At 37.4% G+C, this 23,839-nt stretch carries 22 protein-coding genes, 1 tRNA gene and 1 riboswitch; of the genes, 12 read left to right on the top strand and 11 right to left on the bottom strand.

Annotated elements, in window-relative coordinates; translation table 11 throughout:
- Nucleotides 1-87: 87 nt before the first annotated feature.
- The 5 genes from BXY41_RS10540 to BXY41_RS10520 all read right to left on the bottom strand — a co-directional run bounded on the left by BXY41_RS10540 (nt 88) and on the right by BXY41_RS10520 (nt 4,046).
- A complete protein-coding gene (locus BXY41_RS10540; RefSeq protein ID WP_104436807.1) occupies nt 88-729 on the bottom strand; it encodes an ABC transporter ATP-binding protein in 642 nt (213 codons plus the stop codon).
- Nucleotides 722-1,522: a hypothetical protein gene (locus BXY41_RS10535; protein ID WP_146088570.1), complete on the bottom strand. Its 801-nt coding sequence runs from the start codon at nt 1,520-1,522 to the stop codon at nt 722-724. The genes BXY41_RS10540 and BXY41_RS10535 overlap by 8 nt, the downstream gene beginning before the upstream one ends.
- A 46-nt stretch (nt 1,523-1,568) precedes the next feature.
- A complete protein-coding gene (locus tag BXY41_RS10530) occupies nt 1,569-2,381 on the bottom strand; it encodes a hypothetical protein (protein ID WP_104436805.1) in 813 nt (270 codons plus the stop codon).
- Nucleotides 2,371-3,516 (bottom strand): hypothetical protein, encoded by a 1,146-nt coding sequence (locus BXY41_RS10525; protein ID WP_104436804.1) that lies wholly within the window; start codon nt 3,514-3,516, stop codon nt 2,371-2,373. Before BXY41_RS10525 ends, BXY41_RS10530 begins: the two co-directional genes overlap by 11 nt.
- Before the next feature lie 116 nt (nt 3,517-3,632).
- Complete coding sequence (locus BXY41_RS10520; protein ID WP_104436803.1) at nt 3,633-4,046, bottom strand: hypothetical protein; 414 nt, start codon at nt 4,044-4,046, stop codon at nt 3,633-3,635.
- A 264-nt stretch (nt 4,047-4,310) separates the two neighbouring features.
- On the opposite strand from BXY41_RS10520, the gene BXY41_RS10515 reads away from it, so the two are divergent.
- On the top strand, nt 4,311-4,736 hold the full coding sequence (locus BXY41_RS10515; RefSeq protein ID WP_104436802.1) for a BlaI/MecI/CopY family transcriptional regulator: 426 nt from the start codon (nt 4,311-4,313) through the stop codon (nt 4,734-4,736).
- A 61-nt stretch (nt 4,737-4,797) separates the two neighbouring features.
- Here the strand turns inward: BXY41_RS10515 and BXY41_RS10510 are convergent, their stop codons facing one another.
- The 5 genes from BXY41_RS10510 to BXY41_RS10490 form a co-directional block, all read right to left on the bottom strand.
- The gene (locus tag BXY41_RS10510; protein WP_104436801.1) at nt 4,798-5,058 is read right to left on the bottom strand and encodes a hypothetical protein; all 261 of its coding nucleotides are present in this window, start codon (nt 5,056-5,058) and stop codon (nt 4,798-4,800) included.
- Entirely contained in the window at nt 5,042-6,208 is a 1,167-nt protein-coding gene (locus BXY41_RS10505) for a M56 family metallopeptidase (RefSeq protein WP_104436800.1), read from the bottom strand. The genes BXY41_RS10510 and BXY41_RS10505 overlap by 17 nt, the downstream gene beginning before the upstream one ends.
- A gap of 1 nt (nt 6,209) precedes the next feature.
- Nucleotides 6,210-6,614, bottom strand: a complete 405-nt coding sequence (locus BXY41_RS10500) for a BlaI/MecI/CopY family transcriptional regulator (protein WP_104436799.1) — start codon at nt 6,612-6,614, stop codon at nt 6,210-6,212.
- Nucleotides 6,615-6,856: 242 nt separating this feature from the next.
- A complete protein-coding gene (locus BXY41_RS10495) occupies nt 6,857-8,644 on the bottom strand; it encodes a sensor histidine kinase (RefSeq protein WP_104436798.1) in 1,788 nt (595 codons plus the stop codon).
- Nucleotides 8,644-10,263 carry a response regulator transcription factor gene (locus tag BXY41_RS10490; protein WP_104436797.1) on the bottom strand — a complete coding sequence of 540 codons (1,620 nt, stop codon included), beginning with the start codon at nt 10,261-10,263 and terminating at the stop codon, nt 8,644-8,646. The genes BXY41_RS10495 and BXY41_RS10490 overlap by 1 nt, the downstream gene beginning before the upstream one ends.
- Nucleotides 10,264-10,478: 215 nt before the next feature.
- Between BXY41_RS10490 and BXY41_RS10485 the strand changes: the two genes are divergently transcribed.
- From BXY41_RS10485 to BXY41_RS10470, 4 genes are all read left to right on the top strand, one after another.
- Nucleotides 10,479-11,924 (top strand): ABC transporter substrate-binding protein, encoded by a 1,446-nt coding sequence (locus BXY41_RS10485; protein ID WP_170072312.1) that lies wholly within the window; start codon nt 10,479-10,481, stop codon nt 11,922-11,924.
- A gap of 110 nt (nt 11,925-12,034) precedes the next feature.
- Complete coding sequence (locus tag BXY41_RS10480; protein ID WP_104436795.1) at nt 12,035-12,964, top strand: carbohydrate ABC transporter permease; 930 nt, start codon at nt 12,035-12,037, stop codon at nt 12,962-12,964.
- 13 nt (nt 12,965-12,977) lie between these two features.
- A complete protein-coding gene (locus BXY41_RS10475; RefSeq protein ID WP_185140355.1) occupies nt 12,978-13,853 on the top strand; it encodes a carbohydrate ABC transporter permease in 876 nt (291 codons plus the stop codon).
- Nucleotides 13,854-13,954: 101 nt separating this feature from the next.
- Nucleotides 13,955-14,926 (top strand): DUF4846 domain-containing protein, encoded by a 972-nt coding sequence (locus BXY41_RS10470; protein ID WP_242980160.1) that lies wholly within the window; start codon nt 13,955-13,957, stop codon nt 14,924-14,926.
- Between the two features lie 80 nt (nt 14,927-15,006).
- Here BXY41_RS10470 and BXY41_RS10465 read toward each other — a convergent pair whose 3' ends face one another.
- Nucleotides 15,007-15,675 (bottom strand): ECF transporter S component, encoded by a 669-nt coding sequence (locus BXY41_RS10465; protein ID WP_185140354.1) that lies wholly within the window; start codon nt 15,673-15,675, stop codon nt 15,007-15,009.
- Nucleotides 15,676-15,759: 84 nt separating this feature from the next.
- Nucleotides 15,760-15,876: riboswitch (FMN riboswitch) on the bottom strand.
- Nucleotides 15,877-16,087: 211 nt separating this feature from the next.
- On the opposite strand from BXY41_RS10465, the gene BXY41_RS10460 reads away from it, so the two are divergent.
- The 7 genes from BXY41_RS10460 (at nt 16,088) to BXY41_RS10430 (ending at nt 23,559) form a co-directional block, all read left to right on the top strand.
- Nucleotides 16,088-16,160, top strand: a tRNA-Ala gene (locus BXY41_RS10460).
- A 541-nt stretch (nt 16,161-16,701) separates the two neighbouring features.
- Nucleotides 16,702-17,106 carry a hypothetical protein gene (locus BXY41_RS10455; RefSeq protein ID WP_104436793.1) on the top strand — a complete coding sequence of 135 codons (405 nt, stop codon included), beginning with the start codon at nt 16,702-16,704 and terminating at the stop codon, nt 17,104-17,106.
- Nucleotides 17,107-17,559: 453 nt separating this feature from the next.
- Nucleotides 17,560-18,516 carry a group I intron-associated PD-(D/E)XK endonuclease gene (locus tag BXY41_RS27005; protein WP_104436792.1) on the top strand — a complete coding sequence of 319 codons (957 nt, stop codon included), beginning with the start codon at nt 17,560-17,562 and terminating at the stop codon, nt 18,514-18,516.
- A gap of 92 nt (nt 18,517-18,608) precedes the next feature.
- The gene (dcm, locus tag BXY41_RS10445) at nt 18,609-19,850 is read left to right on the top strand and encodes a DNA (cytosine-5-)-methyltransferase (RefSeq protein ID WP_104437093.1); all 1,242 of its coding nucleotides are present in this window, start codon (nt 18,609-18,611) and stop codon (nt 19,848-19,850) included.
- Nucleotides 19,851-19,917: 67 nt separating this feature from the next.
- On the top strand, nt 19,918-20,157 hold the full coding sequence (locus BXY41_RS10440; protein ID WP_104436791.1) for a helix-turn-helix domain-containing protein: 240 nt from the start codon (nt 19,918-19,920) through the stop codon (nt 20,155-20,157).
- A gap of 13 nt (nt 20,158-20,170) precedes the next feature.
- The gene (locus BXY41_RS10435) at nt 20,171-22,087 is read left to right on the top strand and encodes an McrB family protein (protein WP_104436790.1); all 1,917 of its coding nucleotides are present in this window, start codon (nt 20,171-20,173) and stop codon (nt 22,085-22,087) included.
- A complete protein-coding gene (locus tag BXY41_RS10430) occupies nt 22,087-23,559 on the top strand; it encodes an LlaJI family restriction endonuclease (RefSeq protein ID WP_104436789.1) in 1,473 nt (490 codons plus the stop codon). The genes BXY41_RS10435 and BXY41_RS10430 overlap by 1 nt, the downstream gene beginning before the upstream one ends.
- Nucleotides 23,560-23,839 lie beyond the last annotated feature (280 nt).

Genomic DNA, 23,839 nt, shown 5'->3' with positions numbered 1-23,839 from the left:
AAAATAAGACCGGTATCTGCGGGTACCGGTCTTATTGAGCGCTTATACAAGAAAGACTGCTGACGATTATCTAAAATAAACTAATTATTACAGGACCTGCTTAATTTCGCCCTTATCCATCTCATATACCTTATCACATAATGAATTGATATCTTCCCGATTATGGCTGATTATAATGATAAGTTTGCCTTCAGCCTTTAACTGAAGAAGAATTTTCCGTATTTCCATGACTCCGGAATTATCCAGTCCGTTCATTGGTTCGTCTAATATAATAATATCCGGATATTCCATTAACGCCTGGGCGATACCAAGTCGCTGACGCATTCCCAGTGAGTATTTTCCAACTGTTTTTTTAGAATCCGGATCCAGTCCAACCATATTCATGCATTCACGTAGCCGGTCAACATCTGCAATCTTACGGATAGAAGCCAGGTATTTTAAGTTCTTTAATCCGGAATATCTGTTTAGAAAGCCTGGATTTTCAATTATGAATCCAGTATTTTCAATGAACTCGGTATCGTAACCGATCCGCTTTTCATCTACGAATATGGATCCTGAAGAAACTGGCATGAATCCGCAGATGCATTTTATCAATACAGTTTTTCCGGAACCATTTCTGCCAATAATTCCATGTATTTTAGAAGAATCAAATTCCAGATTAATATTTTTTAATATTTCCTGACCTTCCAGTGTCTTACAGACATCAATAACTTGTATAAATCTATCCATAGATTTTACCCTTCCTCCCTACCTTTCGTTTTCCTGTTCCAAGCGTCAGGCAGATGCCAATCAGACAAATTAGTGATATACCAAAAAACAATGCAGCATAACGTAGTGTGAGACCGTATTGGACATTAACTCCGGATAGAGCTTTTAATTGAGTCAGTGTTACAGGAGAGATCAGAAAGGTTTTAGCTGAAAATGAATTTGATATTACTACATCCAAAAGAACAAAAAATGCTCCAATTATTACACCCACAGGTTTATGAGTAATGTAATTAAAAATATAAATAATTAATCCGAGCCATATCACACAGGCAAATTCCAGAAGAAAACTTATGGTGGTTGCTTCCGCCGGAGAAAAGACACCTATAATATAACGATCAACGATAAAAGGTATCTGAAACTGCGCAGCTGCATTTGTCTGTGCCAGAGTGCCCCATATTTTCCCCCAGTCATTGGAAAAACAGATGTGTGGAAGCAGGCTTACCATACTTGTAAACAGAATAAATCCAACATAAGCAAAAGACATAAAAATAATATAAAAAATATTACCCAGCTGCCACCACATCCTGCCGGAACGATATATGGTATAGAAATAATTTTCACCTTGAAAAGGTGCTGTACAAAATAAATATACAGCACCACTCATGAATACAATCTGGCATATATAATCATTGGTTAAATGAGAAAATGCCCAGGGCGCAATACCTATATTTACTGTATTTGAAAAAACTGTTACAGGCTCCAGGTAAGAGTAAATAAAAATCCCAATAATAATAAATAAACTTAAAACTCTCATTTGAAGCCCTTCCCGTTTTAGCTGTATCCAAAATATTCGAAATCCTTTAGATAAATTGTTCATTTTTAATCAACCTCTTTGCTCTTTTGCAGAATAAAAATCCAGAAGCAATAACAAGGACAAGGACCATAAGAGTCGTAATAAAAATTGTCTCCATATCTGTTCCAAAGCTGCTTCTTGCGCGAAGCAGCAGATCTAAACGAAAAATAGCAGGTACATTTAAAATCACATTTAGTCTCGTCAGAAAAAATGATGAAATAAACGGAGTTACAAAAATCATATAGCGGTTACAAACATATGACGATACCAATAGTGCAACACTTGACCACAATACGCCGGAAAGGAATAGAAGAAAGACAGCAACTACAAAAAATGTAATACCATTTCCGTTCTTCATCAGGGCATAATATGGCAATCCCTGAAATTCTATCAACGTCTGTTGGTTTATCAGGACTGTGAACCTTGACGCAAGGAAAATAAAAAAAGTTCCGCCGGCTGCTAATGATAGCCCGCCGGATACTGCTGTTGTAATGACTTTTGACATACAGTACGTTTTAATATTTATTTTAGACACCAGAATGGTTATCATGTTAGAACGGTATTCCTCGCAAAAACTGGCTGCATAAGGAATACAAGCCAGCATGGGAATGATATAAACGCTATAAAACCCACCAAATGAAAAGGAATTAAACCAATAATAATTTACGTCAGCACGACCATTCCAGAGAAATGGAAGCTGATTCCAGGTATCCAGAAAAATGCATAAAACAACCCCTGCTGCAGCCGGTAAAAACCCTTCTTTTATTGCAGTTACAATTCCCCGGCTAACCATGCTGAATAATTTATGCTTATTCTCCATTGGCAAGATTTCCCCCTGTTACTGCGTTTATTCTTTCCGCATTGCTTATCTGCCCGTCTTTGTCTGTAATATCCAGCTGAATGCACCAGTATGGTCTCAGTTCAATAACAGACGGATCTTTCCAGCTTACCGGTACGGGAATATACTCCAGCCATATTTTTGATATGGTAGTTTTGTCCGTCAGAATCATATTATTATATTTTTCTTCCACCTTTTGTAATGCTTCTTCGGCGGTAATAATTGCTTTTTTCTCCTTGATTTTATCAAAACTGTCAAAGACGTTGTTGAAGTTAAAATAGCGGATTCCATCACGGTCTGCCATAATTGTGATATTAACTTTATTGTCCCAGAATGCATCAATATTCATGGATATGCCTGGTTCCAGAATCGCATTATACAGAGGCAAATCGTCCACCTTTATTGCATATTGGATGTAGTACAAATCATCTGCAGCTGATAATTCCTCTATTTTATTCGAGGATCCGTTCTTTAACTCTGCCTGATAGATATCGTTTTTAGATAAACTGTCCTGGAGCTGTTCTAAGCGATCATGACTGATTGCGACGGCTCTTACCGCCTCAGCCTGACAATCCACTACCTCTTTGATCTTATTTATGCCCAAAGCAATTGCATCGTCTTTGCTTTGGAAATCCAATTCTTTCGTATCTTCGCTAACTTCACCGGTTAGGAGATAACTCTCAATCAATGATTGGATTTCTGAATCCCTTACATTATTTTTCAGATAATTAACACTGCCGTCCCCCATCAGAAGGCTGCTGCCTCTTCCGGTATCTACAATTAACGTCTGAGGCCTGTTGGGATTCTCCGTAAATGTACGGTCGTTATCATCTTTTAATAAAAACAGGTCTAAGGCAGCTTTATCAAATACTTTATTTTTCACAGAATAAATCCCATATTCTTTAGCTGCAGGCTCCTCAATATCTGCATCTATATAAAAATTATCGGATAATTTTTTGCTGATATGTTTTATACCACCGGTGTTATTGTTCTGGATATCCTCAGATACGGTATCGGATGGCTGATTGCTTTCTTCTGCCAGTTTTGTTACTGGTGAACAGCCAGTCACAAGCAATAATAGCGATAATATTGCCATTGTATTTAATTTTTTCTTCATAATTAACCTCTCTTATCTTACATAATCGTCACTACCAAGAAGCCACCCAATGGTAGGCGGCTTCTTGAAATATTGAAAGCACTGGTTTTCCCTGCAGATATTCTATTTCGTATGTATTACGGCGCAAATCTACCGGAAATTGTTAATGCCGTAGTACTTGTACTGGCACTATCTTTCTTTGCTCCCATGTACATATTATCGTTTTTATATACCTTACTTTGGTAACTAATTCCATAACCACTTACGTAATTAGAAAACGTATGGTATATATCTACGTTGTTATTGCTTGTACGATTCATTTTGCAGCCAAAGATATTGGCAGAAGACATGTTGTTAGATCCGCTATTATCCAATGAGAGATACCAGACTTGAGAATTATCACTCTTTGCATAGCTGGATGTAGTCTTGTTAGTTAGATCAGTAAACTTAAACGTAAAGCCATGATTCGCTGCTAATGCAGATCCTGATGCCGTCATCAGGAATGCACATGTCAATGCCACCAGTATTTTACCTTTTTTAGCTGTTTTCATTGTTCACCCTCCAAATAATTTGTGTTAAACGATTGGTATCTTTGTGTAAAACTTTAAACAAACAAAGGAATCCCCCCCCCCTTCTTTGCTTTATTGTAAAATAAAAAATGATTCATTATTTATTTTACAATACCATTAAAACATAAAAACAAATTATTTGTCAAGTGATAAAGTAAGAATAAGTGCAGGAATATTGACAAAGTAAAAAAAAAAGTATATCTTTAAAATATATATGGTTTTTCAAACAGGAGGTAATAAATTAAAATGCCCAGAAGAAAGACGGAGCTATCATTAACAAAGAGAGAATTGGATGTAATGACAATACTTTGGGAAAGCAGCAGACCATTGGTTGCGTCAGAGATTACTAAAATCGACGAAACATTGAATATTAACACAGTACAGGCTGTTATCCGAAAACTGTTGGATAAAAAATACATTGAAGTGGATGATATCGTTTATAGCGGTACCGTCTTAACCCGCAGTTACAAGCCGGCTTTATCTAAAAACGAGATGGCAGTGCAGCGGTTTATCGGGCAATTTCAGGAAAATGATAAGGTTTCCATTCCTAATTTAGTTGCTACTTTACTGAAACATGAAAAAAACGAGCAGGAAGTGATAGAAGAACTGGAACTGTTATTGGCAGAGAGAAAGAAGCTGCTTAATGAAAAGAATGAATCGGATATTAGCTGATCAGATAAGGTTTTTATAAAAGGAAAAAGCATCAAGACTGTTTCTTGATGCTTTTTGAGCATTAGCAGGCTTCCCAATCACCGATCCATTTTTCCTTGGAATAATTGTATTGACGCCGGTATACATGGCCATCTACTGATTTGTATCTCCAGCCAATGATATCTGATAATGGACTGTAAGACTGGGTATCATATGTACTTAACACTGGTGGAACAGCCGGCTGCTGGGTAGAAGGTTCTGCATATACAACCTCTGAACCAAGCGCTGCAAGGTTTAAACTCACTACAATAGCAGCTAATAATTTTTTACCTGTTTTTTTCAATCTGGGACACCTCCGTAATATTTTTATAAATTTCTAAACCAGAAAATGAGTCTTTGATTTCATTTATATGTCCATAAAACTGGCCATTTAAATAAACATCGTAGCCACTTTCCGGATTTTGTATTAAGTAAGTATTCTGATTTGTCAATTCAACTGTATCAGCCGCATCCTGTGGTTTGATTGAATAGGGTTCAAAAACGATACTGAAAGATAAGGCTAACAGGACTAAAACCGGTAATAATAAGGCTGAAAATTTCTTCCTCCTTGTTTCATTCGATGAAAGAGGGCGATTTAAAATAATGTTAAAACGCTGGGATAACAGATTTCCACTGTCTCCGTTGAAAGACAAAATCCATTTATTCAGTTTCTTGCTGACAGGAATCTTAGCTATTTTTATCAGACATTCCAGATATTTTATTTGTTCTGCCTCATTCATGGATTTAGTAACGAAAAGATCAATATGTATTTCCTGTGCTTTGGATATCTGATTTCTAAACAAATAGACAAAAGGGTTCCACCAATAGATGGAGCATAAAAATTCCACCAGGAACCTCACCCATAAATCACCACAAATATAATGAGATACTTCATGCTTTAAAATGCAGTACCACTCATCGGTTGTAAGCTTAATCTCAGGCAGAATAATCCTGGGACGGAAAAATCCAAATACCATTGGCGTAGATACTAAATCAGTTTGTATAATTTGTATTGAAGAAGGCTTATTATAATATTTACTTATTTTATATAAAGCTTCTTTTACTTCTTCATCTATAACAGAACGGCTATTTGTTATTGTCTTTGTGAAACGAGCGTATATAAATATTGTTTTTACCAGCTGTATGATGATGCCGGTTATCCAAATTACATAGAGGGCGTCTAACAGACTTATGGAGAAACCGCCTGATCGAATGACCGGAATTTCAAGGAAATGTATCAATGCAGGAAGTATTTTTCCTATTGGCATGCTTCTTGATGTGGTCAGTTCAAATGGAATAAATAATCTTAATATGGTTGCACCGATGCTCAGAGTCAGTGCAGCCATGCCAATCCGTTCTATTATACGATTATCTCTCAGGACAAAATAAATTATGACAATTAGGATACTGCTGAAAAATGTCATTGTCAAAAGAGAAAGGATAGAGAATTCCATATTACTCCTCCCTGTTAAGATTACGTTTTCTTTCTTCTAATAATTTCTCAAGTTCAGCGATAACAGCTTCCTCATTCTTTTCATGCTCTAAAAGTGATGCAACCAGTCTGGGGGTAGTAATGCTCTTCATATTTTTAAATTCTGTAATGAATTTCTGCAGTGTAAAATCTTTAGATTCTGCTGTGGGACGGTAACTGCGGCATAGAACAGTACCGCTATACACAATATCAGCTACTTCAATCAGTTTCTTTTTTAATAGATTCCTTAAAACAACCTGAATCGTATTAATAGTTAAAGAAGGATCGCTGCTTGCAATTTCAGATGCAATTAAGGGTTTTTCTGATGACCAAAGTATATTTAATATATCCATTTCCCGGTCAGTTAAAACTTTTTTTGGTTTTGGCATAATGGCTCTCCTTGAAGTAACTGGATGTTTAATTAGAAGTATTGTTAAATTGATTATAAAAGTAATAATTAATGTTGTCAACTATTATAAAGATATATATGTAGAAATGTATTTTTATAATATAATAAAACATATAATATTTTAATTAATTGATATAGTAATATAATACAATAAAATTGCCAGATACGTGGCGTACTGGTAAAAAAACCGGATCAGCATGGAATACCACGCTGATCCGGTTTTTAAATATCTCTGGGAAGTTCAATAATAACGCTGTTTTTTAAATAAGGAATGCTTTGAAATGTGATGCGAAAAGAATCCCCATAGCACGCTTTCAGTCTCTTTTGTATATTGGATAATCCAAAATGTTTCTGTGACTCTGAAGAATTCTCCGTAATGCAGGCATTTGCCACTTCTATATCAATTCCCCTGCCATTGTCCGTTACTTCAATCCTGATTTTGTTGTGATCTGCTGGTGATATCAGGATATCAATCCGGGGAGGAACTGGTTCAAGTCCGCTTATGAAGCCGTCGAAACCGTGGCGTATGCAGTTTTCCGCCAGGGGCTGAAGCAGTATTTTCATGATTTGGCAGTCTTTTAATAATGGATCAATTTGTGTTTCCATCTGAATCCCGTTTGAAGAATGACGGTTCATGATTTCCATATAGGAAGTGACGTGTTCCACTTCTTTTTCCACTGAAATCATCGTCTTTCCAAAACTCAGAGTGGTCCGTAAATATTTCCCCAGACTTTCAAGCATTCCTTCTGCAGTTTTCGAATGACCATTTAATATCTGAAAATGAATACATTCCAGGGTATTGTAAAGAAAATGAGGATTAATCTGCTCCGACATCATCTGTATTTCCGCCATTGCCTTTTTTTGTTCCTCATCCTTAATCTGCAAAAGCTGCAGCTGTATGGTATCGTACATCTGGTTTAACTGGACTCCCAAAAGGCTGATTTCGTCTGTATGATTAAATTCTTTTCGTTTGGTATAGGTTTTGTCGTTAATGCTTCGAATAATTGTTCCCAGCACCCGTAAATTTCTGGTAAGAAGGCCGGACAGAGCCAGGCTGAGTAAAACAGCCGCAAGAAAACAGGCAATCCATACAAGGATAAAAAAGGAACGAATCTCTTTAATATCCCCTGTAAGAGCCGATTTTTTTGTCATGTGAACTACATTTAAATTACAAAATTTAATCTTGTTCATGGTTAGAAACAGATCTTCGTTCTCTGCTTTTACCGTCCCTTCCTGTCCGGGTGAACCATCTGCGACCCACTTACAGATTTGGGGCAGAAATGCATCGGGATACTCTTTTTCCGTAATATCCAGAGGCTGTCCGTTCTCATCTGCAAGATACATACAGTAAGTGTAGCGGTTGGACATCCGGTTAAAATAATCCCGGATCTGCTCCGTGTCAACCAGAAGAATGAACCGGACTTTTCTGCAGTTGGTTATATCCTGATAAGCCAGATGCTTGGACGACAGAATACTGGAGACAGGATAGGAGACCGGAATCACTCCCTTTCTGCCAAACATGTTGCTGAACCTGGTGGGCAGGACAGTAATGTGGGGATATTGCCAGATATTCTCTGGAAGTAGCTTGTCAAAATGACTGCTGATACCCAGGGAGGTGGGGCTGAACAGTATTTGATCATCACCGCAGACCAGTACATTGGTTACAAGATCATGATTTTGCAGAAATGAATCTGTAACAGCAGTGGCAGTGGTGAAATATCTGGCATAACCAGTAAAATTATAGTTATTAATATCGGCGATCATCTGAGGGAAAGGTTCCTTTACCAGAAGATGATTGGTAGCAGCCGAGAGAGAATTAAACTGGTAGGAAAGGGATTCTCCAGCCATTTCTACGGAGCTTCTGGCCCTTCTTAAAACTTCATTGGTGTTTCGTTCGTAAAAATAGAAATAAGACACCTGTCCAATGAGAAAAAGAGCAGCCGATGTAATAAAAATCATTCCGGTCACCAGCTGGTAACGGAATTTTAAATTGGCAAACCATTTAATCATTAACTGCTCCTTTCTCCGGCAGCAAACTGTTTTTGATATTCCGAAGGTGTAAGCCCGGTTCTTGCCTTAAAGGCACGGCTGAAGGAGCGGTAATCTTCATAGCCAAGGAGCAGGGAGACTTCTCCCGATGTGTGTTCCTGAAATTTCAGCTGTTCCTGTGCATAGTTGATTTTTAAATCCAGAGTATAATCCCGAAAATTCAGCTGTGTTTTATTTTTAAAATAAGTGCTGAAATAGCTTTTGCTCAGTCCCAGATAATTGCACACATCTTCGGTCCTGGGATTTTTTAAGAGATTCTTATTAATATAGTCAAGGGCTTTCTGAATCAATGGATCGTTCTTTGCAGCCTGGCTTACGGTCAGCTCCTCTGCAAATCCGGAGAGAACCTTTACCATAAAGATCTCAATATCCTCCAAAGAATTTAAACTCTGCAACGCCGCAAAGGAATTGCCGGTATAGCTTTTCGGCGGTCCGTCAAGATACCGGGACAACTGGCTTTGCAATGTAATGATTAGATAATTGCACATACTGTAAAGATAAGATGGCGGAGGAAGAACAGGAGTGGTCAGTTTCTCTAAATAAAGTTTAAAACGGGCCTGTATGTTATCTCTGTCATCCTTTAAAACGGCATCCAAAAGATCGTCTCCAGGCATGATGACCGGGGGCTGTCCCGATTCAAGAACAGCAAGATCAAGAACGGCGCCAGCTTCCGGATAAATATGCCAGGTAATGATATGCCTCGCATCCTGGATAGAGGCAGAGATCCCGCAGAGAGAAGAAACGGGTTTGCCAATGGCAGCTGTAACGCAGACCATCCCGTCAATGTTTATTCTGTTAATATAATGTTCCAGCATTTTATGAAGAGACTCCCAATGATCTGACAGGAACGGAAGGTTAACAATTAATAAAAGGCCTGCAGGAGGATAATCAGAGATCAGTGCCGGTAACCCGCTTAATTCTTCTTCCAGAGCTTCCATTAAAGGGACAAGTGTATTAGCCAGTTCAGCCGTTTCTTCTGCATACTGATACGTGGAATATGCCTGGATTAAAACGGCGCAGCTTTCCTTATCCCGTATAGAAAGACCATATTCCTCAATTACCTTATTCAGTTCCATGGCGGAAAGCTCTCCCCGTAGAAGCTGGGGGATTAAGTTTTGTTTTCGCAGGGAAACCTGTGCTTTGCGCAGTTTTCTCAGTGTGGAAAGCTGATCACTGTGATAGTCCCGTTTACTTAAGATTTCTTCCTTTAAATTCTGGATTAGTTCGGTTAAATCCCTGATGGAAATGGGTTTCAGTAAATATTCCTTTACCCCATACCGAATCGCATTTCTCGCATATTCAAATTCATCATAACCGCTTAATATAACAAAAGAACAGTCAAACTGTTCCTCTTTTGCGCGCCGTACCAGCTCGAGTCCGCTCATTCCTGGCATTTGAATATCAGTTATTACAATATCCGGTTCATAATAGCGGATTTTATCCAGGGCCTCTGCACCATTGGCAGCTGTCCCGATCAGCGTGATCGAATAATCTTCCCAGGGGATAATGGACCTAAGACCGGAACGGATCTCCGCCTCATCGTCTACAATCAGCAAAGTAATCATGGATATTGGGTTCATAGCGGCATCCTTTCCTCAGTTCGTATTAAAAAGCAAGGCAATTATAGCATTGTGCATAATGAAAATCAAGGCGAAAGGCCATGAGTAGGATATTTCGTAAAAAATGTTACATTCATAGTAGAAAAAGTGGTGTTTTCATTCGGGGAAATGATTTATTATTAAGGCACATCACCAACAAGAAGGTAATAGTTAACAAAAAGAAGGGAGCAGAAATTATGAGAAAAACAAAACGACTGGCAGCAATGAGCATGGCCTGTATGATGGCGGCATCTGCATTAACAGCATGTGGGGCAAAGAGTGCAGAGCAAACCACTGCGGCACCGGCATCAGGCGGGAAGGAAACAACAACTGCAGCAGCGGGGGGAGAAACAAAAAAGGATTCCGCTTCTTCAGATAAGGTGAAAATCACCATCTGGACAGATAACCGGCATGATCTGGAGTACATGAATAAGGTAGTTGATGAATTTAATAAAACCAATGATCATATCGTACTGGATTATGTGGTACAGACAGAGAACTACGAAAACTTACTGTCCATGGCGGCTAATTCCGGACAGTCACCGGATATATTCTCTCAGATCAACGGAGATGATTTCAGAAACTTCGTAGATAATGGAATTATCCAGCCTTTAAATGATTATCTGACTGATGAATTCAAAAAGGTAAATGAGGTTGATCAGCACTTATACGAAGGCTGCAACGTAGTAGGAGATAAAATTTACTGGGTACCATGCGGCAAAAGAAGTGGTTCCAGAATGATCTACAACAAAGATGTATTTGATAAACTGGGACTGAAACCACCAACAAAAGTCAGTGAGCTTCCAGAAATTGCAAAGAAGATTACAGAGGCTGGAAAAGGCGATTATTACGGCATCATTTTCCCAGGAGCAAGCGGCCCCTTCGAACGCTGGCTGGAGCATTCTGCCGAAATGAGCGGAGTTACTTTATATAACTACAAAGAAGGCAAATTTGATTTTACCGGATTTAAACCATACCTTGAAACAGTACGCCAGATGTTCCAGGATCAGAGCGTATTCCCAGGTTCTGCTTCCATGAAGATTGACCCGGTCCGCGTACAGTTTGCAGAAGGTCATGCAGCAATCCACGGCAATGCATCCCAGGAAGCAACCGTTTTAACTGAGCAGTTCCCGGCTAAGATTCAGTGGGGCGTTGCACAGCTGCCAACTTTAGACGGTCAGATCAAAGGCGCGGAAACCTGCTCTCCAAATACCGGCTGGATGATGAGTGCATTTACCGAGCATCCGAAGGAATCATGGGAAGTTATTGAATACTTTGGCTCTGAAAAAGTATTAAAAGGTTATTTAGAAGGCGGTTATTCTCTGCCAATTTCTAACTATATGGATTCAAAAATTGATAAGAGCAAAACCGGAAGAATGGCAGATTTTGCAGGTGCTGATTATGAAGCAGTATATCCGGTTGCTCCATCTGTAACACCTGATGGCGAGAATTACAGAGATGCACTTTGGAATGCATGTCTCCCGGAAGGACCATCTATTGATGAAACAATTGCAAAATTAAATCAGACCTATAATGATGCTCTGGAAAAAGAAGTAAAAATGGGCAAGACAAAACGTGTGGTTATTAAGGATTATGATCCTCTTCATCCAGGCGCAGGCACAGTGGAATATCTGGATAAGTAAATTGGTATTACGGCTGCTGCAAACAGAACTGCTGTCTTGCAGCAGCCTTTCTTTCACTGGGCGGGCAGGAGCGGAAAACGATTATAGAATAAAAATAAGGAGTGAAGGAAATGAATTCAAACAAATCTTTGGGAAGCCGGTTCAAAAAGAGCTGGGATCATGGTGATATCCCCATGTGGCTGATGCTGATTCCCACCATCTTTTTTATCCTGGTAATGTCGGTGTATCCATTTACATGGCTGATTCGATATGTTTTTTATGATTACAATGGTTTTAAGGCATATTTTGTAGGATTTGAAAACTTCAAACGTATTACCGGAGATGGAATATACTGGAATAGTGTTCTTCACACCTTTGAATATGCTATTTTAAAGCTTGTCTTTCTGCTGCCTCTTTCTCTGATGACAGCAGTACTGTTACAGAGAAAACGGTTTGGAAGCGGACTGATGCAGGGAATCTATTTCCTGCCGACTGTCATCAGCTCAGCGGTATACAGTCTGATCTGGTATTTTATCTTCGCAACTTATAACGGAGTTTTAAATGCATTCCTGCAGCGCATAGGGGTAATACAGCAGCCAATTGACTGGCTGGGTAGCGGAAAGACCGCCATGGCAGCAGTGGTCATAGTAGCAGTCTGGGGAGGTTTTGGTAACTACATGATCCTCCTGATTTCCGGTCTGGCAGGCATTCCTTCAGACGTATACGAAAGTGCTCAGATTGACGGGGCAAACGGAATCCAGACCTTTTTCAAGATCACACTCCCAATGCTTGGACCTGTATTAAAAGTGGTTATCATGCTTGCCATTACCACTGCATTTAAAGATTATGAATCCATACTGGTATTGACGGCAGGTGGTCCCAATAACCGGACACATGTGATGTTTTCCTACATTTTCCAGATGGTATTTGGCACTTCAAGAGCAAAAACCCCGCTGCAGATCGGATACGGCTCCGTTCTCAGTATCGTTTCAGCGCTTATCGTAGGAGTTATCACCATCATATATCTGAAGATCAGCAAAAAAATGGATGACATTTCATAGGAGGGAGAAGACAATGGCAAAAGAAAGAACAGGGCATTCCGTAGAATCCCAAAAGACTAAAATGATTAATGTTGTCATTTTTCTTCTTCTTGCAACACTGGCATTTTTCACTGTTTATCCGGTTATTTATATCCTGTTTGGTTCCTTTAAAACCAATAACGAATTGGTGCGCGGCGGCGTAAATCTGCTTCCCCAGAAATTCATTCTGGACAATTACAAGCAGGCATGGCAAATGGCGAATTTCTCAAGATACACCATGAACAGCCTCGTACTCAGCTTTGGAGTAATGGCAGTTTCCCTTACCGTAAGCAGTATGGCAGGTTATGTATTTTCCAGAAAAGAATTCAAGCTGAAAAGCCTTATTTATAATTCCATGGTAATGTTCATGTTTATCAATGTGGGCAGCGTTGCACTCCGTCCTTTGTTTGAACTGGCTGTAAAACTGCACATGAACAAGTCACTGATCTCCATTATACTGATCTCAGCCGGTGGCGGCCAGGCAACGTATGTATTCCTGATCCATGGATTTATGAACAGCATCCCTAAGGAAATGGATGAAGCAGCAAAAATAGATGGCTGCAGCTTTTTCGGAATTTACTACAGAGTTATTTTACCTGTTATAAAACCGGCGTTGGCAAGTGTCGCCTTGTTATCGTTCCGCGGCGGCTGGAACGAATACATCCTTCCTTTAATCTTTACCATGACCAATGAAAAACTTCGTCCCCTGACCGTAGGAGTGGTTGCTCTTCAGAATGCCGGAGACGGGGCGGCAGCGTGGAACATTCTGTTCGCAGGTTCTGCCATCGCCATTGTTCCGATTATCCTGGTATATATGGCAGCAAGCAAGCAGTTTATGGGCGGAATGACAGCAGGTGCGGTTAAGGGGTAAGAGTTAAGCATTAAGATTCCTTCTGGTAATCAAAATAAGACTATGCTACAATGTTAGAAAAGAGTGTGGGAAACACTACCAGTATGCAGGGGGGTCTTATTATGAAGCGAACCATCAGTTTATTGATAACCGGGGCGATACTTTGTATGGCAGCTGTTTCGGTGCAGTCAGGTCATTCGGGGATTGTACTGAAAGAGCTGCCTGTGCCTCATGCGTCTGCGCCTGAACAAGATCTTTCTATGGTTTCTCTGGAAGAGAGCCAAAAGGAAAATACAATGGCTAAAAGCGTTGTGGCCGGCGGTAAGGTTTCGCTTTTAGATCCTGCCGGTTCTACGCTGGAGAGCCGTTTTCTGGTTCCCGCCGGGTATAAAAGACTGGAGAAACCAGCTGGAAGTTTACAGGGATATTTAAGACAGTATTCCATGAAACCGGACAAGAGTCCCGTTCTTTTATATGACGGCAAGGAGAAAAGACGCCAGGATGTCCACGCTGCAGTATTTTCCATGCCTTTGGTAGAAGGTGATTTACAGCAATGTGCTGATAGCGTTATACGAATGTACGGGGAATATTTATGGTCGGTGGGAGCCTATGATGGTATCGCATTTCATTTGACCAATGGTTTTTTTATGGACTATCCGTCATGGAGAGCCGGAAAGCGTCTGCTGGTGGATAATAATAAGGTATCCTGGGTGCAAAAGGCAGCTTATGATGACAGCAAAGAAAGCTTTGTAAAATATTTACGGCAGGTTATGGTTTATGCAGGAACGCTTTCTCTTGAGAAAGAGTGTACCAGAACTGATTTAAACCAGGTGCTGGCAGGTGATTTGCTCATTCGGGGAGGAAGTCCCGGACATTGCGTTATGGTTGTGGATGTGGCAGAAGATGAGTTGGGAAACCGGTGCTTTTTACTGGCACAGGGGTATATGCCGGCGCAGGAGTTTCATGTGCTCAATAATCCCCTTCACGATTCAGATCCATGGTATTATAGCAATGAGATTAAGGATACTGTTGTAACGCCGGAATATACATTTTCCACAGACAGTCTGAAGCGTTGGAGAGAATTTACCAGATAAAGAAAAAGGTAAAAGATTCTGCCGGTTTGTACCGGGCGGACCTTTTACCTTTTTTCATTTATTACTTTATATTTTTTGCTTTACATTGCGCCTTTCATTACCATAATTATCATAACGCAGGTAGCTAAAACGACTCCGGCTATCAGTGTCATACCAAGATTAAAACTACGTTTTTTCTCGGTTGCAGTATCAGTAAAGTTTAAGAGATTTGATTTTCTCAGTGTGGTAACCAGTGGTTTATAGATTAATAATGTAAGTGCCGTATTAATTCCGCCTTTTAACATATTAAATGGTACGAAGGCAGGGAGCAGAAGCTTCGCAACTGCTTCTCTGGGATAACCCATATAAATCGGTGTGATTAAATAGTTCCACAGTACCATAATCAGTGTCATAAGAAGTGTTCCGGCAATCATACCAAGGAAGGCACCCTTCATGGAATGGTGTTTCTTATAGAGGTAGGCAGCAGGACAAACAAAGGCTACTGTGGAAAGGATGTTCATAATAAGTCCGATGATTCCTGTGCTGCTGATTGTAAACATTTCGATGAAAGAGACGATGATGGAGATCACAGCTGCGGACATAGGACCAAATAAGAATCCACCGGTCAGGATAATCACATCTTTTGGCTCATATTCCAAAAACGGAACGATAGGGATTAACGGAATCCGGATTGCCACTACGGCTACAAATGCCAATGCGCACAACATTGCCATTACAGTTAACTTGTTTGCTTTTCTGCTCATATTCATGATACAGACCTCCTGAAAAATAAGTAACACCTGAAAGAGTGTCTTTCAGGTGTTAAAAATAGACAGGTGTATTATCATCATTTAACACATCTTCTTTCATCCAGACTTTACTGTCGGTATTGGAATCTAACCAATTCTGCGCTCTGAGCGCTCGCGGACTTTACCGCCGGTCGGGAATTTCACCCTGCCCTGAAGACATCTGTATGCAGTTGTTCTGAATGTATTATAACATTTTTTTTATTAAATGCAATATCTAGTTGCAATTTTTTTTACTCTTTGTTATAATAGCCGTCATGGGGGTATAGCTCAGCTGGGAGCGCGAGATGTCGGGTGTGCGACCCCTCAAAGAAGAAGTAGAATTAAAGAAGTAAAATGCTGGAAACCCAGATAAATAAAGGGTTTTCGACCATATGGGGGTATAGCTCAGCTGGGAGAGCGCTTGAATGGCATTCAAGAGGTCATGGGTTCGAATCCCACTATCTCCACTTAAACAATAAGCCGCAGGCATGAATGCTTGTGGCTTAAATTATAACTTATAGGGACGGGACACTTGGTAAATCAAGGGCAAAAAGGTACATTTTCAGTTTTGAGAATGTGCCTTTTTAAAGTTTTCTATGCAGATATTAATTAAATTAAATTAAATCAATCACTTAATCTATTAATTAAAATTTTACTATCCAAGTACCATTATTTTTTCAATCGATCTTAGAGGCGCAAGGTAATCGATATAGATGGGGGAGTGCAAATATTTTAACAAGAAAAGAACAGGCGTTAATTAAGACACAATATTTTGATTGATTAGGCAGATGGATGATTATTTTAAATTCTAATTACTAGCTTTATCATTAGCACCAGAAGAAGGATTCATATTATAGAGATGTACCGTGGAACAGTCTAGATGTCCTATTATTATTAACTTTATAATACGCTTGTGAAAATTGTCGGTTGGGTATATAATGCTTTTATGTTAATTAATTTTTTTGTTTAATATCCATACAATTAATTTATGAAGTGGGGGTTATTAATATGGCAAAAGCAGAAGATTTTTATATTGTTACATTGCGTAAAACACATCTAGAATGGGGTACACATCGTTATACGGGATCTCGTGATCAGATTTATGGAGAAGGATATATCCCTATTCCGTCAATTTATGCATATCGTTTTGGATTGTTAAATAGTAACGGAACTAAAACAAGAGATATATTAGGTGAAAATATATTTAAGTGTCGGTCAGCCGATAATTTATTTCAAGGTACTTTAAGAGCCCAAGGTTGTAGAACGGCAGGAGATAAGTATGCAAAACAATTTTCAGGAGATGGGGATTTGAAATCATTAGGAACTTGGTTTTCTCAAATTGATGTAGTGGAAGGCGATAACATTAAAGTAAGATGGATTTCGCCAACAGAAATTGAAATTGAAATACTTTAATTGTGCGTTAAGAGTAATATTCACAGGCTAATTTAATATGTAGACAATATGCTTGTAGCAAGATTAAAAACTAAACATAATTACTGAGAAGGTAACTTTTATGCTACCTTCTTTTTTGAAGTTAATAATTCTACACAAGAGAAATGTGGTATTGTGCACAAAAAGTTTTAGCAGAATGTGGCGTGTATAATCATTAATGATAAAGGGATCTCTGGGTTTTACGGGTACGTTTTAGCTTAAAAGCATGGTATAAAGTGAATTTTAGCTAGGTGTGGTTTGTAAATGATATAAACTACCTCATGATATGATAAAAAATTACTAACTAGATATGGTTGTGATAGAGATAGTTGTAATAAATCAATTGAAAGTATAAATTTTTTAATAAATAAACAAACATATTTTGCTGATATTTAATTTGAAGGTAGAAGAATTAAGATAAAGGAAGGAATTACCATGGCTATAAATTATACAAACAAAGATAACTTAAAATTATATGTTGCAGATAATATTAAAGAAATAAATACAAGAATTAATCAGTTTAAAATAGATTCGCAAAATAATCCTAATAAGGCCATTTTTGATAATACAGATATAAAAACATATCTGAAAAATAAATTATTTGAAGAATTGGGAACTTTCAAAATTTCCTTAGTAAAAGACTTTGAGAGTTTCCATTTTAAAAAAAATAAAATTGTAGATATAGCAAACACTTATATTTATTACAAAAAGGACTTGACGGAAGTTTTGGAAGCTATAGTTTTTTCAGAATTAAAAGATGAATATTCAGAAAAGATGTTACAAAATGTAGTAGAGACGATTTTTAAAAATACAAGTATATCAGATGAAAGAAAAAAATTCTTAAGAACTTCAATTAAGAATATAACAAAGAAATCTCTATATATGCTTTTGCAAAACGGTTTTCTTGTAAATTTGAACAATGTTGAAAGTGGTGTAATGACAGCTAATGCAGGAGACTCTGCACAATTTTTATTCGTTTCGAGAGCTATATTAGCTGGTTTTAATTGTTCGAATGTTGATGTTAGATCAAGTAGATATGATGCTGTTATTGATTATAAGAATAAAATATTTAGAGTTCAAGTTAAAGGCGTTACAAAAACTACAGTTAGTTTTAGAGATAGAGACCGAGGTGGAAAAGGAATAGATAGTCATAATGAAAGGAATATTGGTAAAAGAATTACATCAGAAGATTGTGATATTTATGTTGCCGTAGACAAACAGATTGGAATGTGCTACATCATTCCGATGAAGGATATTGATCCGTGGGATGATGCAAGTATTGAGTCAGTGAATCTTACGCAATTGGAGAAGTACCGAGAAAATTGGAATATAGTATCAGAATTATATGATTATATGGAAAAAGCAGATTCAGATGAGGAAGCAGATGCATAATTCATTATAAATATTCCTTGTATGCAAACTATATCATTGCAAAAGTTAAAAAAATGAAGTATAATAGGAAAAAAGAGAAAGGAATAATTAATATGCCATTTACAGTAGGTAGTTTATTTGCTGGCGTTGGTGGAATTTGTGAAGGTTTCCATAATGCACAAACAGATAGAGAACACTATGATTTAGTATGGGCGAATGAAATTGATGAATTTGCTTGCGAAACATATCGCACTAATTTCAACCATCTTCTTTTACAAGGTGATATAGAGAAAATTTTATGTCCAAATCGTATCGATGAAGAAATAGCTGATATGCATTTGAATATTGATAAGGAAAAAGTTGAAAGCAAGAAATCAGTTTTAGAGGATAAACTTAGCATACTTATCAAAAACAGAGATATTGAATATGAAAGATATGCAAATCTGCATGAGCAGATTTTGGCTCAACCGATAGATATCTTAAATGGAGGATTTCCATGTCAAGCATTTAGTATTGCTGGAGAGCAGCAAGGCTTTAGAGATCCACGAGGCAACCTATTCTTAAGTATTGTAAATTTGATTGAACAACTAGGTGAAAGATATTACATACCAAGAGTGTTATTACTAGAAAATGTAAAAAACCTTATGAATCATGATGGGGGAAGAACGTATAGGATTATAAGACAAAGACTGGAAGAATGCGGATATACAATTTATGAAAAAGTTCTTAATACTATGGATTATTCTGACTTACCACAAAATCGAGAAAGAATATACATTGTAGGATTTAGAGATAAGGTTGATGCCGAAAGATTCACTTTTTTTCACCCGGAACAATTGGCACTTCACAAAGTACATAAAACGTCTGCTGAACGTGCGGTAGATGTACAAAGAATAATAGATTATACAAGAACTATGGCAGATTCTGAAAAGTACTATTATACGAGAATGAAGTATCCTCATTATTTTATGACAGAAGAAGAGTTTGCACATTCTGATAAAGAGATTAGAGTCAACTTGGATGAACAAGTCGATGAAATGTATCAGTTTTATCAGTGCAGAAGAGGACAATATGTTAGGAAAAATAAAAGTGATGTATGTCCAACATTAACAGCTAATATGGGAACCGGCGGTCATAACGTACCACTTATTCGAGTAAATGATGGAATAAGAAAGATCACCCCAGAAGAGGCTTTTAAACTTCAAGGTTTTCCTATTGGAAATGGTTATGAGTTGCCAACAAAATATAACGGAAAATTATATTCTGATTCTCATTTATATAAACAAGCAGGTAATGCGGTTTCAGTACCTATGATACAGATGTTAGCACAAGCCATTCTTGAAATAATACAGTAAATAGAAGTGTTGTGAAAAGGGGATCAATCCTCTTTTGTTTGTTTAAAGGAGATGTGAGGTAATATCAATGGGAGAGAAAAATGAAAAACGAACAAATTATTATGTTCGACTCGGATTGAATATAGCTCTGCAAAGAAAACTTAAGAAGATGACTCAGGCTGATTTAGCAGATAAAATTGGAATTAGTAGAACTCATCTTAGTAATATAGAAGCAATGAACACAGTTACATCTGTTTCACTAGATGTTATTTTTGATATAGCACGTGCTTTGGAAATAGAGCCGGACGTCTTATTTAAGATGAGTTAGGAGGGACCTAAAAATGAGCTTTTTTGCATTGAAAATATCAGATCCGGGATTTGTGGATTTAGTAAATATAATAAAAGATGGAAGTGAAGATTTTGTTGTACAACAACTTAATCAACTTGAAAATGAATTAACGGTAGGTACAAAAGTATTTATTCAGCTTGGTGGTGATAAGGTAAGTTGGGATAAAGGCTTGATTGGTCTTGCACAAATTATTAATCCCCCTTTTGACAAAGGCTATGATGAAAACAATGCAAGAAACTTTAAACTTGGACTCAAGATGATTTTGGTATTAAAAGGCGTAATTAAAAGAGAAGAGTTCCGCTTTTACATTGATGCATATGATGCCGGTGGTATCGGGCCTAACACAAAAGGAGAGCAGAATCAAGCTATAAAATCACTTACAGATAAGCAAGCATATGCAATACTTCGTGCTATGGTGGAGCACCAGAATGATTTAGAAAAAAAGGTAAAAGAAATTTTTGAACAAAATATTTGCAATCAAATATTTGGAAAAATGTCATGTATGCTTGAGAAAAATATGACATATGAAGAAGTTTTACAATATCGTAAAAATAAAGAAAATATAAATGAATTTGAGAAACAGAATAAAGAGCAATTTAAAAAATGGTTGAGTAAACAAAAGAAACCAAATGGTACAGTTGGAGCCGGAGAATCTTATGAATCGGTTGAACCTTATGTTTCAACACTTTCAAGTATAAAAATTGATATAGAAGGTGTTGAACATTCTATTTTTGCTACAACCGATATGTATGTAGTTACTACACTAGAAGAAGTTGATACAAAAGCTAAAGTGAACCAAACAGCACATAATAGAATGAGTTCAGCAATAAAGCTTTATATCAAATATTTGGAAGAAAATAATAATGGTGTGGAACAAACTATAATGAATAAATATATTCCTATTAAGTTTAATACGGATATTGATATTAAAGAAGAACGAAATCGTATAGTCTTTGGTGCTCCGGGAACAGGAAAAAGTTTTCAGTTGAAAGACGATTGTAAGCAGTTGATGAAAGATAGAAGTGGTTCGTATGAACGTGTAACTTTCTATCCGGATTATTCTTACTCTCAGTTTGTTGGAACTTATAAACCAGTGATGGATGCAAACGGAAAAGACATAAGATATGATTTTGTTCCAGGACCCTTCATAAGAATTTTAGTTAATGCACTTAAAAGCGGCCGAACTCAAAGCCCCCAGCCACATTTACTCCTTATAGAAGAAATAAATAGAGCTAAAGTGGCAGTAGTTTTTGGAGATGTCTTTCAGTTGCTAGACCGTGATGATGATGGTGTTAGTGTATATGAAATTCATGCATCGGAGGATATAAGAAGATATCTTTCAAGACCGGATGTGTTAGGAGGAAATCCAAATAATTATGAATGTATAAAAATACCGAATAATATGTTCATATGGGCAACTATGAACAGCGCAGATCAGGGTGTATTTCCTATGGATACAGCTTTCAAAAGAAGGTGGAACTTTGAGTATCTTGGAATAAATAAAAACGATAATAAAATAGCCGGAATTGGAAAAATTATTCTTGCAGGATTAGATGAGCCGATTGAGTGGAATGTACTCCGTAAGGCTATCAACGCAAAAATGTCCTCAAGTGATTTCAAGATTAACGAAGACAAGCTTATGGGACCATTCTTCTTAGCAAAGAAGGTGTTTGCGTCTAATGAGAATGGCATGATTATTGATAAAGCCGGATTTATTGATACATTCAAGAGTAAGGTAATAATGTATCTTTATGAAGATGCAGTTAAACAGGGTAAACACAGATTCTTTGATGGTTGTGACAGTAGCAAGTATTCATCCGTATGTGAGGCTTTCGATAAGATTGGTATAGGTATTTTTGGAACAACTTTCAGAGAAGCATTTTATGATAGTCAAAGGGATGATGCATAATGAAGATAGTTTCAAGCTTTATTAGAGAACAGAAACGTTATACCAAGAATGACCTTAAGAGTATCTTTCGCTATGATGAAGCAGGGGTTGAAAAATTCATAAAGAGTTTGAAATCCTACGGTGTATTAAAGAGTGTAAAGAACAAAATTGATCAGCTTGAAATGTCTGATTTAATGGACGATGATATTGAAATTAAGGATGAGACAGCCGAGAGTGGTGATTGCTTTTATGTCTTTACATATGTAGGAATCCTAACTTATGGTAGCCGTATTATTAAAGTTTATCCGAAGTATCTGTTATCCAAGAAGGATGAGCCACTTACAGAAATGAAACAGGTGGTAAAGGTACTTGAGAAATATAGCCATTCCAAAGAGCAGATAATAAATGTGTTTAACGGAGTTGACGAAAACCGTAGCTATAATATACTGGCAGTTATTCTTTTCCTGCTTAATGATTATTATGAAAATAATATTTATACAAACAGTGAAGATATCATTGAAATAAATGGAGACGGAGAAATCCTTTGGGGCAAGACAATTGATGAGAGCTTTGCTCTTATCGAAGAGAATCGTCCATATTACATGGAGTTGTATACTGAAAAGACCGTAGATGATGATATGGATTATTTCAAGAGATTACATGAGTGTGTTCTTACAGAATGTTCGAAGCAGCTTCATGATGCGCAGTTAGATACCATATTTGATATGGATACTCTTGAACTGACGGAAGAGACACTGTTGGATTTTGGGGATAAGGATTATATCCTTGAGCGTATACATAAAGAATTAAATATACAATTTAATACTCGCAGACAGATTCTTCTTAAGACAATCTATACATATATTTCACAGGATAGAAAAATGCTTGAGGAGAGTAATGGCATCAGTATGTATGGAACAACCGCTTACCATGCTGTTTGGGAAGAAGTCTGTTCAGAGGTATTTGATAATAAGCTTAATATCAAACTTAGTAAGCTTAAGATGTCAGTTCCACTTGCAGAAAAATTCCAAGACAGAAAGAATAAGTCTTTAATAGATATTATAGAAAAGCCTATATGGGAAGGTAATGATATAATTGAAGAGGCGGGAGATACATTAATACCTGACCTTATAAGTATTCTACAGATAGGTGCAGAGGATAAATTCTTTATTTTTGATGCCAAGTATTACAATATTCAGCTTGAAAAGGGTAAGTCCCTTCGAGGCAATCCGGGTGTTGGTGATGTAACAAAACAGTATCTGTATCAGTTGGCATACAAGGACTTCATCAAGGCACATAATATAGATGTGGTTAAGAACTGTTTCTTAATGCCTACGGATAAAGATGAAATAATAAAGAAGGGTACAGTAAAGATACCTATGCTTGAGGCACTTGGTCTTGAGAATATTCAAATCAGGCAGATTCCGGCAAAGATGTTATATGATTGTTATCTTGTACAGCGAAAAATCGATATAGCTTTACTAGAGTTGTAAACAAGTATGGAAAACAGTGGAAACAAATAATGGATATTTGCTTCCATTCAGAATGTAGACAAAGTCCTGGGCATTTGCCCTGGATATTTGTTTTAGAAGCTATAAAGTCTCTTTAGATACAGACTTTATAGCTATTTTTTGGTATAATTAAAGTATCAAATATAAGGTGGTAAGTTCTTATGATGGTAAATGGTAAATAACCCGTCTACTTTTGGATTCCTCATAAAATTGAGATAATGGTGTAAAGTTGAAAAGTTTCTAACAAACTTTTCACACAGAA

Source organism: Lacrimispora xylanisolvens (assembly GCF_002934545.1).
Taxonomy (GTDB): domain Bacteria; phylum Bacillota; class Clostridia; order Lachnospirales; family Lachnospiraceae; genus Lacrimispora; species Lacrimispora xylanisolvens.
This window is presented reverse-complemented; position numbering and strand designations above follow the sequence as displayed.

Excerpts from the sequence above, each read along its gene's own strand:
- BXY41_RS10505 (WP_104436800.1), bottom strand. The coding sequence starts at position 6,208 with ATGGAATTCTCTATCCTTTCTCTTTTGACAATGACATTTTTCAGCAGT.
- BXY41_RS10470 (WP_242980160.1), top strand. The coding sequence starts at position 13,955 with ATGAAGCGAACCATCAGTTTATTGATAACCGGGGCGATACTTTGTATG.
- BXY41_RS10515 (WP_104436802.1), top strand. The coding sequence starts at position 4,311 with ATGCCCAGAAGAAAGACGGAGCTATCATTAACAAAGAGAGAATTGGAT.
- BXY41_RS10535 (WP_146088570.1), bottom strand. The coding sequence starts at position 1,522 with ATGAGAGTTTTAAGTTTATTTATTATTATTGGGATTTTTATTTACTCT.
- BXY41_RS10485 (WP_170072312.1), top strand. The coding sequence starts at position 10,479 with ATGAGAAAAACAAAACGACTGGCAGCAATGAGCATGGCCTGTATGATG.
- BXY41_RS10525 (WP_104436804.1), bottom strand. The coding sequence starts at position 3,516 with ATGAAGAAAAAATTAAATACAATGGCAATATTATCGCTATTATTGCTT.
- BXY41_RS27005 (WP_104436792.1), top strand. The coding sequence starts at position 17,560 with ATGGCTATAAATTATACAAACAAAGATAACTTAAAATTATATGTTGCA.
- BXY41_RS10530 (WP_104436805.1), bottom strand. The coding sequence starts at position 2,381 with ATGGAGAATAAGCATAAATTATTCAGCATGGTTAGCCGGGGAATTGTA.
- BXY41_RS10490 (WP_104436797.1), bottom strand. The coding sequence starts at position 10,263 with ATGAACCCAATATCCATGATTACTTTGCTGATTGTAGACGATGAGGCG.
- BXY41_RS10540 (WP_104436807.1), bottom strand. The coding sequence starts at position 729 with ATGGATAGATTTATACAAGTTATTGATGTCTGTAAGACACTGGAAGGT.
- BXY41_RS10500 (WP_104436799.1), bottom strand. The coding sequence starts at position 6,614 with ATGCCAAAACCAAAAAAAGTTTTAACTGACCGGGAAATGGATATATTA.
- BXY41_RS10455 (WP_104436793.1), top strand. The coding sequence starts at position 16,702 with ATGGCAAAAGCAGAAGATTTTTATATTGTTACATTGCGTAAAACACAT.
- BXY41_RS10480 (WP_104436795.1), top strand. The coding sequence starts at position 12,035 with ATGAATTCAAACAAATCTTTGGGAAGCCGGTTCAAAAAGAGCTGGGAT.
- BXY41_RS10520 (WP_104436803.1), bottom strand. The coding sequence starts at position 4,046 with ATGAAAACAGCTAAAAAAGGTAAAATACTGGTGGCATTGACATGTGCA.
- BXY41_RS10495 (WP_104436798.1), bottom strand. The coding sequence starts at position 8,644 with ATGATTAAATGGTTTGCCAATTTAAAATTCCGTTACCAGCTGGTGACC.
- BXY41_RS10440 (WP_104436791.1), top strand. The coding sequence starts at position 19,918 with ATGGGAGAGAAAAATGAAAAACGAACAAATTATTATGTTCGACTCGGA.
- BXY41_RS10465 (WP_185140354.1), bottom strand. The coding sequence starts at position 15,675 with ATGAATATGAGCAGAAAAGCAAACAAGTTAACTGTAATGGCAATGTTG.
- BXY41_RS10430 (WP_104436789.1), top strand. The coding sequence starts at position 22,087 with ATGAAGATAGTTTCAAGCTTTATTAGAGAACAGAAACGTTATACCAAG.
- dcm (WP_104437093.1), top strand. The coding sequence starts at position 18,609 with ATGCCATTTACAGTAGGTAGTTTATTTGCTGGCGTTGGTGGAATTTGT.
- BXY41_RS10475 (WP_185140355.1), top strand. The coding sequence starts at position 12,978 with ATGGCAAAAGAAAGAACAGGGCATTCCGTAGAATCCCAAAAGACTAAA.
- BXY41_RS10435 (WP_104436790.1), top strand. The coding sequence starts at position 20,171 with ATGAGCTTTTTTGCATTGAAAATATCAGATCCGGGATTTGTGGATTTA.